This is a genomic window from bacterium (assembly GCA_030247525.1).
Taxonomy (GTDB): Bacteria; Electryoneota; JAOADG01; order JAOADG01; family JAOADG01; genus JAOTSC01.
The window spans coordinates 1-10660 of the sequence record JAOTSC010000118.1; the positions used below are offsets into that span (position 1 = coordinate 1).

The window sequence follows — 10660 nt, forward strand, 5'->3', positions numbered from 1 at the left end:
AGTCAATAGTGTCAAAGGATTACTCACAAAAGGAAACTTGCGAAAAAGTAGCGAAAAGGAAGCGAACAAACAAAAGCGGTCTTGTTGGTTTCATACCCAAAATAAAATACGAGCATTCTCTGAGAGATTCTTTACTACTAACTCTTCTACTTTGACAAACAACAAGATGGCGTCTTTCACCACTGATTGAATTACGATAGAGATATCAGAATTGTTGCGGACATTTGACAATCGCTTGATTCTAAGTGCAAAAAAGAAAGTAAGTTAGATTTATCGCCTGAGAATCAAATGGATGAATGTGACAGGAATTCTCGCTCACTCATCCTTTTCGACTGGCGATTTTGTTAAGTAGGAAATACTTTGCAGAGAATACTATGAAAACAAGAATGATCTTTGCTGGACTTGTATTTGTTATAGCAAGCATCGCTTTAGCAGAAACTGAAGTAGACGATCACACGATTAGTTCGGAAGGGTTGTTTGAACAAAGTTCGGTTTGGTTGGATCCTGGAATGACATATACGATGCGATTCCATGGTACAGCCGGAATTGATGCTACTACCCAGATCAAAGAGCCAAACAGCACGGTGGTCATTTAAATGAGTCACGTATTACTCCCGATGAACTTACTTTCACTGTGAATGTATCTGGATATCATAGTTGGAAATCGGTTTATGTTTCTGGTGATAGAACTTTGCATATCACCATCTTTAAACCTTGAGTTGTAGATGACGTTCCGTTATTTATCATTGTTAACGACATTTTTTATTTTCGCCACTATCTGCTGGTCGTCGATTAGAAGAGTGCCGGATGATTATCCAACAATTTCTTCAGCGATTTCTAACTGCGATCGTGGTGATACGATTATTCTCGGGCTCGGAACATACACCGAGCCCATCACTTTATCCTCGTCTATCACTATCGCATCACTATATTTGTTATCTCATGATTCAACTGCAATTCACCAAACCAATTGGCAAGCAAGCAATAATCGAGTTATCACGGCACAAAATTGCACTTTACGAGTTGCTGGATTAAAATTCACGCCTATCATACCTTCATATAACTCAGGTGTTATGATTGCCACAAATTCTTACGTTGCTTTTGATAACTGTCGAATCGAAAATGTATTCGACTCGATCCAAGGAGTTCCGAGAGGTTTAATCTATACGTCAGATGTTGATTCTAAACTATCGATTGATAAAACTGTATTTCAGCATGATAACATCGGAAACGTTCACTCAATTTATGCGCGTGGAAAACTAACTGTTACGCGTAGTTCTTTTTTCAACCGAGAACAAAGCCGCGATGCGGATTTTGCGATATTTGCTCGCGACAGTTTGTTTATCGAGAATTGCCTATTTGACCACCGTGGTCCAGGATTATCGATTGGTAATAATTTTGTCGTCTCAAACTCGGTGTTTCGTCGATTGGGCTGTTATGCTATCGAACCAGCCTCAGCTCGGATGACATACGGGTTATTCACGAATTGCCAATTTGACTCGTTGATTGCTGACGACTCCTACCAAATAATCTCTCTTAGTGCGAATCAGGCATTGGTAGAATTTCGCGATTGTGAATTTAATGGCACTAATGAAAACACTGGCGGTTTTGCAATGTTTCGATGTGCATCACCGGTGTTCTTCAAGCGCTGTAAAATTCAATCGATTAGCGGTGTATCAGTTCTGATACGAGGTAATAATGTTCATGTAGACTCATGCATCTTTTCGAACAATCTATCACCATTGTTTTCAAAAAATAGCGCAGAGGCAAACGTACTTTCCATTACAAACACAGATTACTACAATAATTCAACATTTGATACAACACCGATGGGTTCTTCCCGGATTGATACGGCGAATGCAATCAATTGTTATTGGGGACATGCAAGTGGCCCTCACCATGTTCTAAATCCTGATGGAGCTGGAATGAATTTGAACAATTATGTCAACCCTTTCCCCTTCCGGACAACGCCAGTCTTTCCGGAAAATGGGATTGGCGAGCCGGGCAATGTAACCTACTCCCTGCCAAATTCGATTGAGTTGTTACCCGCCTATCCGAATCCGTTCAATTCATCCGTAACAATACGTTTCCGGCTACCCCAGCCAGGCGATGCGACTGTCGCCATCTACGATCTCACCGGACGGGAAGTCGCAACCTTGTATCGCGGCAACCTGCCCGTAGCTACGCCGCAAAGAATTCTGTGGCAACCCCAGCAACTCGCTTCCGGCACTTTCTTTGTACAACTGCAAAGCGGTTCCGAGGTTTCCGTAAAACGGATCAACTACCTCAGATAGATTTTCATCTCATAATTCTCTGATTGCCAACGACTTGTATAGATGACTCGTACCTCTTCCGACTAGCGAGGAGATAATATCACATACTATGGAAGTAACCATGCAATCAATACAATCCAATTGCCTAACCAATTCAAATCTGGTTTCCCGCCGGAACCTTCCTCTATTCCCATTCTTAGGGTTGATGTTTCTGTTATTGTTGCAACATTCGTTGGCTTTCGGTCAACCGGCAACGGCAAGTCTTGTCCAAGGCCATGTTCGGGACGGTACCACCAATGAACCAATTCCCGGGGCAAGTGTATCGGTGGTGGGGACGTCCGATGGAGTTCGTACCGATATCGAAGGACATTTCCGGTTCAGCAGCCTTGCTACCGGGATGTACCGGATACAGGCATCGAGCGTCGGTTATAAACCGCTGATTAAGTCGGACATTGTCGTTGCGCCCGGGAAGCAGACTGAAGTCGTTTTTCTGTTAACTCCAACTTCCGTTGAGTTAAGCGAAGTGGTGGTAACGCCATCCTACTTTGAAGAAAATCCAGCTACTCCGGTTAGTTCTCAGACGTTATCCAATGAGGAAATTCGTCGCGCTCCGGGTGGAAACGAAGATGTTGTCCGGGCAATCGCCGTATTGCCGGGTGTCGCCCAAACATCGGCGGGGCGGAACGATTTGATTGTCCGCGGCGGCGCGCCATCGGAGAATCTGTATGTCGTCGATGGCCATGAAGTACCCAACATCAATCATTTTGGTACGCAAGGGGCTTCGGGCGGACCGCTCAGTTTTGTGAATCTTGATTTTGTCCGGGATGTGACATTTTCCACCGGGGGATTTGGTGTTAAGTATGGCGACCGGCTCTCGTCGGTTACCGATATCAACATGAAAGAGGGACGGTCGGACCGGATCGGTGGAAAAGCCACGTTAGCCGCATCGCAGTTTGGTTTCAATCTGGAAGGACCAGTTAATCGAAATAGCTCTTTTCTTTTTTCGGCTCGCCGCAGTTATCTCGATTTTGTTTTCAAAGCTGCCGGGTTCGGTTTTGTACCAGAGTATTGGGATTTTCTTGGCAAGTACATCTATCGGCCCAATGCTAAGAATGAGATCTCAGTGATAAATATCGGCGCTCTGGATAAAGTTCGTTTCTTTAACGACACCGATGACCAACGTTACAACAATTCGCAGGTGTTAGGGAGTTCCCAGAACCAATACTTTTCCGGCGTTTTGTGGCAACATGTCATGAAAGAAGGGGTTTGGAACAACGCCCTCACCCGCACCTATGTCGATTATGATTTTCTTCAGACCGATTCGTTGTTACAACCCATTTTCACCAGTCAATCGAAGGAAGGGGAAACCGGACTTCGCAGCGATGTACTGCGCCGAATTTCACCTACGACAACGATTTCTGCCGGCATCCAAGGGAAAACAGTGTTAACCGATGGAGCACTTGTTTTGCGTGGATTACAGACCTCTTTTGGCGATTCCTTGCGACTTACTCAAACGGATTGGCGAGACCGGGCTTTTAAGTCGTCGGCCTATTTCCAGTTGTCGCACAATATGATGAAACAAATGACTGCTTCGTTAGGCGGACGGCTTGATTACTTCGACCAGATTCGCACCAAAACCGCCGTAAGTCCCCGGCTATCGCTCACCTATTCCTTAAGCGAACAGAGTTCAGTGACACTGAGTGGCGGTGTGTATCGGCAGGCGCCATCCTATGTGTGGATTGCCTCCAATCCGGCGAATCGCGACCTCGCGTTCCTGCGGGCTGATCAGGTGGTGTTGGGGTATGAGAAGCGGTTGCGTCCGGATACCCGGATTCGGATCGAAGGGTATTTGAAAAAGTATCGGGACTATCCGGCAAGTTTAGATCGCAGCTACCTCGTATTAGCCAACACTGGCGCCGGCTTTGGTGGCTCCCGCGAAGGATTTTCCTCGTTTGGATTAGACCGGTTGTCCAGTGTCGGCACCGGCATCTCGCGCGGGGTTGAACTCCTGATTCAGAAACGATTATCGGAAATCCGGAGTTATGGTATTGCAAGCTTCACATTTGGTCGCACCGACTTTACCGGAATCGATGGAAAGAAGCGTCCCGGCTCGTATGATCAGCGTATGATTATGAACATTAGCGGGGGATATGTCCCGAATGCGAAATGGGAATTTAGTGGAAAGTTCCGTTATGGTACCGGTGCGCCGTATACCCCCTACGATAACGTGGGCAAACAATCCGCTGCCAGTTACAACACCAAACGAATTCCCGATTTTCATTCGATTGATCTACGAGTCGACCGTCGTTGGAATCGTTCCGGTTGGACATTGGTTACCTACCTTGATATTCAGAATGCCTACAATCACCAGAATGTTAGCAGTTACAACTGGAACGAACGGGAACAAAAAGTCGAGGAAAATACCGACATCGGCATCTTGCCGTCAATCGGGATTAGCGCCGAGTTTTAGAATTCCTCAGTACCGATGTTATTTGCCGAATGGATTGGTTTCGTACCATCAATAACCTGAGGAGAAAGGATATATCGATGGAGAAGAAAATTGGAATATTAGGTTCCGGCATTGTAGGGAAAACACTCGCGGCAGGATTTGCTAAACATGGTTATGAGGTCATGATTGGGTCAGATACTCCAGCAAAACGCGAAGAACTTACCCGCGAAATGCCCGCACCAGTTCAGGTAGGTAGTTTGACCGAAACCGCGGCGTTTGGCGAAATTCTTGTGTTGGCGGTAAAGGGGTTTTCGGCAGTCGCTACGTTACAGAAAGCAGGACTCGCTAATCTCAAAGGGAAGACGATTCTCGATACGACGAATCCGATTCTCGAAACGGGGCCGGTAAATGGTGTATTGCAATACTTCACAGCTCAAAACGAGTCGCTGATGGAACGATTTCAGGCGGCAGCGCCGGAAGCGAATTTCGTGAAGTGCTTTAGTTGCGTCGGCGCTTATCTAATGGTTGACCCGCAAATTGGCGGTACAAAACCGACGATGTTTATTTGTGGTAACAACGACACCGCAAAAGAAACAACCAAATCAATTCTTGACGAGTTTGGCTGGGAATATGAAGATTGCGGAACGGTGGAGGCAGCGCGGGCAATCGAGCCGTTGGCGATGTTGTGGTGTATCCCCGGATTTCGCGAAAACCGCTGGATGCACGCATTCAAATTGTTGAAGTAGCTATGTCGAGGGTGATTGAATCACCCTCGTACCTTTTCATCGAACAGATATACCGATATTACTGATTGGTTTGATTCTCTGATACATTTTTGAAGATCTCTTCGGCATATTCCGGATACAGTTTTATGATGCATTCGGGGCACACACTGTGGCTAAACTCTGCTACAGTGTGGTGCGAAATGTATTCTTCAACCTGAGTCCAGTATCCTCGGTCATCGCGAATTTTTTTACAACTTGAACAAATTGGAATTAATCCACTCAACTGCTTGATGTTTTGTAACGCCGCTTGTAGTTCTCGAATCGTATTCTCCTGCTCGATTCGTACAGCATTCATCGCAATATCCGATTTTCTCAGGCGGTGCCACAGCATCGCTAAACCGGTTTGCGCGATACCCCAAAAAATGAGATGCCCAAAAATATCGGCCGTACGTTTTTTTTGTTCCACATCGTATAACGGTAACATCGGGACAGCAACGCTAATACCGCCACGCACCTCACCCATTTTGTAACCTTGCTTGGCATGACAATCAAGGCAACTCTGTTCGACATACAGGGGACGCATTAAGCGCATGTACTCTTTTTCTGAAATCATCTCTACTGAAGAGTACTCTTTTTCACCCTTTTCAAACAATGACAACGCTATGCTCTCCCAAGCATCGGCCTTGTTCTCGGGGCGTATTGGGCGGAGTGATGTGATATGACTGTAAATACCGAAGTTGTGTTGGGCAATTTCATGCACTTGTCGAGTCATATAAGCGGGATTGACCAATGTAAGTGGTTTTCCCGTGGGTGTTGTAACATCGCGTTCGGGAATATCGGACAAATATGGATTGGGTGGGGTTTTCTCACTATTTTTAACATATACACCGCCATTCATCGCATTCCAGCGGCGATAGATGACATCTTTCTCATAGGCGATTCGGGCAGATGTCCTGGCTAATTCGATAGAACTGATGTGGATAACATGACTTCTCCACAAATATGAGATCGTAAGTGCAAGAAAAAGGCTAATCGAAAGTAGCGTGAACATTCGATCAGCACGCAATGTTGGTTTCAAGTTGATTTGCAAGGCTCCACACTCCGAAACGTAAATAATTCTATGAACATCAGTTTCGTAAAGTCGCATCTGCCGGTTGTGTCACAACATGAAGTTATCTTCTTTGGAAGTCTTCGTAACTTTCGGATGTTGTGTTTATCTTATGATGAAAGGAAGGTACTAAGGATTCTTTTATGAAACAAAGACCACCGCACGATATCGGAAAGATTATATCTATCTTCAAAGACAACATCGGATGGTCTATAAAGCAAATAGAATTTTTATTTAAATATTGCTAAGAGTGATTCATCGCGATGAAGAATCTACCCCTTGTGATCGCATTTCATCGATGAGAATTTCCGGTGCGGAGAAAGAGTATCAATGAATCTACTGCTATTCGCCTGCTGTGTGTTTTCCGAGTCAACGGAGTTAGAAGCGTTGCTGATGGCTGAGAGCATCCGCACGTTCGGCGGCCTCTATGCCAACGCACCCATCTGGTGGATGATTCCCGCTGATGACGTCCACTACCAACCGAAGGATCTAGCGCGGATCGATTCGTTTCGAATTACGATTCACCGATTCCCCCTCGATGTGACAGTCCGAAAACTCCCCTTTGCAGCAAAAACGGTTGCCGCGGGTCATGCCGAGGCGGCAGCGGCAAACCAATGCGAAACATTGGTTTGGTTAGATTGCGATGTTTTACTCTTACAATCGCCCGATCCGCTACAACTCCCCAGCAAGAAAGTACTCGGATGTCGTCCCGTCGATTTAGCCAATATATCTGCGCTTGCGAATGAACCGCTCCCGCTATATTGGTCGATCATTTATCAAGCTTGTGGTAGTGAGGTTGTTCCCCATCAAGTGAGTTTGATTTCCAGTATCGACCGGCAATCGATTCTCCCCCATTGGAATGCCGGTTGCATCGCGGCTCGACCAGAGAGAAAATTGCTGCAAACCTGGAGTAGAAATTTTCTGGCGATTCATCCGATGGAACAATTGCAAGAGTTTTACCGGCATGATCGTAGATATGCGATATTTGCTCATCAAGCAATTCTCGCTGGCACAATTCTGGCAATGACAACTGCTGAGGAACGAATAGCACTACCCAATGATGTGAATTTTCCGCTTCATCTGTGGGAGCGGATTGATCAAACAATGCGAATTCCCAAGCTCGATGAGTTTGTTATGGTGCGCTACGACAACTTAGCGACAACAAGCGATTGGATCGATTCGTATCCGATGAGTGATACATTACGCATCTGGTGTAAAACTCATTTTCCGGTCGTAAAGCCGTAGTATTTTGTACGATTATACGCTAAGCTTTCCTATCTTGTTACCGTTCAGACACGTATTCTTATATGGAACCGAATATTATGTTTTGCCGAGCATCGGCAGCTAACCCGGAGATTTCCCATGCGGACGATCTACATCATCTTGCTTATCACGATCCTCACCGGATTCGTATTGGCAAAAGAGAAAGTGTCGGTACCAGTCGATACCTCGAAAGCAACCGAAGCTGTGACACCTGTTCCTACGATTGAGAGTGCTCCGGTAAAACTGTCCGCCCCGGCTCCAGAGAAGGTGAAGCAATCGGTTACGATTTCGCCAACACCAGTCGAGAAACCGATACAGCCTGCGGATCAGGTAATCACACCCCGTCCCATCACAACCCCCACACCGGGAAATGCAACGACGATTTCACCGGAACGCGGTACCAAGATTGCTACACCGACGACACCGGATGCCGCAATTAAAGAGTCGCAAAAAGAGGTCAAGCAAACGAAGCAAAAAGTGTCAGTTCCCGACAAGAGTGGTAACGCAACGGGTAACTCCGGAACTACGAGGTACTCCGGCTCCCGACACATGCGGGGTAGTTCTTACACAATTGTAAACTATTCGGAAACGCTCGTGCTCGATTCGATGGATTATGCGCTGCGCGGCATCGATAAGTTCATCCTTAATGTGCCGGCATATACCCCGAATGCTGGCGATTCTATCCTATTCCGAGAAGAAATCGAAACCTCACTCTACACAAATGGGATAGATTTCATTCGATTCCCCACCAATTGGGAAAAGGAAACGACCCCACGGCTTACAATTCTAGTCGACAAAATTATGGGATTCTCGAACAGCAGTGACTCGATCATGCAGATTCGGATTGAAGTGAATCAAGATGTCCGGCCGATTGTGGAAGGTTCACTTTTAAGTGATAAAACATTGGTCGATGTTCCGATTTGGCATATCGAAAGCTATCTGTTGGTCAGCCGGTTCGATGCATATAACGACATCCAAAATCGTGTACTTGCGTCGCTTCAGGTATTCATCGCTCGTTACAAAGCGGCGAACGATTCACGAGTTGATTTCAAATGGCTACCGCGGTAGTATATTCCTGCAGGTGCACCCTACACTCAACTGCGACAACCTGATAATCTCTTTAGAAATAGTTTAACCCCCGAAACGGTGTTCCGGGGGTTTTCATACAATTGCAGATACTTATCAGTTAATCAGTGCGAGCACTTCTCCGACTAACTTCTCGATTCCTTTTTCCACATCGCTGATACGGGGACCAAGCATCCAAGCCGGTGTCGTGACAATTTTATTCGCCCGGTCGACCACAAAGTCGGTAACACTGCAACTTAAATGACGGGACTTGAGCGCTTCGATATCGCGCGCAGTATTGGTGTCGGTACCAATGGTCATGGCTGGGTGGATGTCCGACTTCTCAAATATTTTTGCTACCACCATCGGTGCAATACACATCGCGCCAATCGGCTTTTTCTGTTCGTGCATCCGTTTTGCCAACTCGGCGATTTTGGCATCGACTGTGCCGTTTGTCCCCTCAAAGGCATAGGAAGAGATATTTTTCGCCGCGCCAAAACCGCCGACCATGATGACGGCGTCAAGCGAATCAGCGATCATCGGATCGACGTCGCGGATTTTTCCCCGGGCAATGCGCGCCGCTTCCACCAATACGTTACGGGTTTCCCCTTTCGCTTCTTCGCCTGTCAGATGATTTACAACATGCGCTTGCGGTTTATCAGGCGCCATCGCAACCACTTCAACGCTTGCTCGGTCGAGCACTAACATCGTTATCACTGCTTCATGTATCTCAGCGCCATCGAGATAGCCGCATCCGGCTAATACAACTCCCACTTTTTTTGTCATTACTTCCTCCCAATTGGTCAACAATGGAAAAGTACCAATATTTTTTCTTGGCTCACAAGTTTGATTTGTTTTCTTCAGAAATTCGAATTCGGCCCACCAGCACCTTGTCAACTCGCGGCCCATCCATATCGACCACTTCAACCCGCAGAGTTTCCCATTCAAAAAAATCGCCGGCGGTCGGGATGCGGGAGAGGTGGTTCACAATGAAGCCGCCGAGCGTCTGGTAGCGTTGTCCTTCCTCATTGGGGAGTTCTACAATTTGAAACATCTCCTTGAATTCGTCAATATCGATCATCCCTTCCACCAGCCACGAACCATCGGCACGCTGTACTGCCACCTTCGGCGCGGGATCGAATGGCGTTGGGATCGCGCCGACAACCGCTTCGAGAACATCATTAATGGTGAGCAGCCCGCGTAAAGTCCCGTGTTCGTTGATCACGAGCGCGATATGCTCTTTCGCCCGTTTGAATTCCCGTAGTGCGTGAAGCGCTGACGCGTTTTCCGGAATGACTACCGCTTTATGAATCAAGTGCTCAAGCTTTACCGGTTCCGAGCGCTGTCGTTTGGAAAAATATTCTTTCGCATGCAGTACACCGACGATTGCGTCCAAATCGCCGCGTGCTACCGGAAAGCGGGTGTGAGCACTGGCAGCCAGTTGCCGTCGCAATTCTTCTTCGGAATGATTCAAGTCCAACCACTCCATCCGGTTACGCGGAGTCATGAGCGCTGCTGCGCGGGTATTCGCTAATTCGAGTACCCCCTCGAACATTTCCCGTTCATCCTGTTCAAAGACACCGCCTTCGGTGCCTTGTTCAACCAGTACTTTGATTTCTTCTTCGGAGATAACATTGTCCGGTGCTGGTTTAAGCCGCATCATCTTCATGATGCCGTCGCTTGAGGCGCTGAGAAATCGTACCGCCGGATAGGAGAGTAAAAGCAGCCAACGTAACGGTCGAACAAACAACAAAGTGACTCGCTCGGGATTACGTAA

The 10660-nt window shown here is 46.8% G+C and carries 9 protein-coding genes; 6 read left to right on the plus strand and 3 right to left on the minus strand.

Features of this window, described 5'->3' with window-relative positions; translation table 11 throughout:
* The first annotated feature begins 374 nt into the window (after positions 1 to 374).
* The 4 genes from OEM52_10790 (at position 375) to OEM52_10805 (ending at position 5468) form a co-directional block, all read left to right on the plus strand.
* A complete protein-coding gene (locus OEM52_10790) occupies positions 375 to 596 on the plus strand; it encodes a hypothetical protein (GenBank protein MDK9700619.1) in 222 nt (73 codons plus the stop codon).
* A gap of 129 nt (positions 597 to 725) precedes the next feature.
* Positions 726 to 2294 (plus strand): T9SS type A sorting domain-containing protein, encoded by a 1569-nt coding sequence (locus OEM52_10795; protein ID MDK9700620.1) that lies wholly within the window; start codon positions 726 to 728, stop codon positions 2292 to 2294.
* Positions 2295 to 2394: 100 nt separating this feature from the next.
* Positions 2395 to 4743: a TonB-dependent receptor gene (locus tag OEM52_10800; protein MDK9700621.1), complete on the plus strand. Its 2349-nt coding sequence runs from the start codon at positions 2395 to 2397 to the stop codon at positions 4741 to 4743.
* Between the two features lie 77 nt (positions 4744 to 4820).
* Positions 4821 to 5468, plus strand: coding sequence for an NAD(P)-binding domain-containing protein (locus OEM52_10805; GenBank protein ID MDK9700622.1), 648 nt, complete (start codon positions 4821 to 4823; stop codon positions 5466 to 5468).
* Between the two features lie 58 nt (positions 5469 to 5526).
* On the opposite strand, the gene OEM52_10810 is transcribed toward OEM52_10805, so the two are convergent.
* Entirely contained in the window at positions 5527 to 6525 is a 999-nt protein-coding gene (locus OEM52_10810; GenBank protein ID MDK9700623.1) for a DUF3365 domain-containing protein, read from the minus strand.
* 360 nt (positions 6526 to 6885) lie between these two features.
* Between OEM52_10810 and OEM52_10815 the strand changes: the two genes are divergently transcribed.
* Complete coding sequence (locus OEM52_10815; GenBank protein ID MDK9700624.1) at positions 6886 to 7800, plus strand: hypothetical protein; 915 nt, start codon at positions 6886 to 6888, stop codon at positions 7798 to 7800.
* Between the two features lie 117 nt (positions 7801 to 7917).
* Positions 7918 to 8886 (plus strand): hypothetical protein, encoded by a 969-nt coding sequence (locus OEM52_10820; GenBank protein ID MDK9700625.1) that lies wholly within the window; start codon positions 7918 to 7920, stop codon positions 8884 to 8886.
* A gap of 114 nt (positions 8887 to 9000) precedes the next feature.
* On the opposite strand, the gene elbB is transcribed toward OEM52_10820, so the two are convergent.
* Both elbB and OEM52_10830 read right to left on the minus strand, forming a co-directional pair.
* Complete coding sequence (elbB, locus tag OEM52_10825) at positions 9001 to 9669, minus strand: isoprenoid biosynthesis glyoxalase ElbB (GenBank protein MDK9700626.1); 669 nt, start codon at positions 9667 to 9669, stop codon at positions 9001 to 9003.
* Between the two features lie 52 nt (positions 9670 to 9721).
* Positions 9722 to 10660: hemolysin family protein (locus OEM52_10830; GenBank protein MDK9700627.1), on the minus strand; the 939-nt coding region annotated here is incomplete at its 5' end.

Bases quoted from the DNA above. Each gene is read 5' to 3' on its own strand.
- OEM52_10790 (MDK9700619.1), top strand. From the start codon at position 375: ATGAAAACAAGAATGATCTTTGCTGGACTTGTATTTGTTATAGCAAGC.
- OEM52_10795 (MDK9700620.1), top strand. From the start codon at position 726: ATGACGTTCCGTTATTTATCATTGTTAACGACATTTTTTATTTTCGCC.
- OEM52_10800 (MDK9700621.1), top strand. From the start codon at position 2,395: ATGCAATCAATACAATCCAATTGCCTAACCAATTCAAATCTGGTTTCC.
- OEM52_10805 (MDK9700622.1), top strand. From the start codon at position 4,821: ATGGAGAAGAAAATTGGAATATTAGGTTCCGGCATTGTAGGGAAAACA.
- OEM52_10815 (MDK9700624.1), top strand. From the start codon at position 6,886: ATGAATCTACTGCTATTCGCCTGCTGTGTGTTTTCCGAGTCAACGGAG.
- OEM52_10820 (MDK9700625.1), top strand. From the start codon at position 7,918: ATGCGGACGATCTACATCATCTTGCTTATCACGATCCTCACCGGATTC.
- elbB (MDK9700626.1), bottom strand. From the start codon at position 9,669: ATGACAAAAAAAGTGGGAGTTGTATTAGCCGGATGCGGCTATCTCGAT.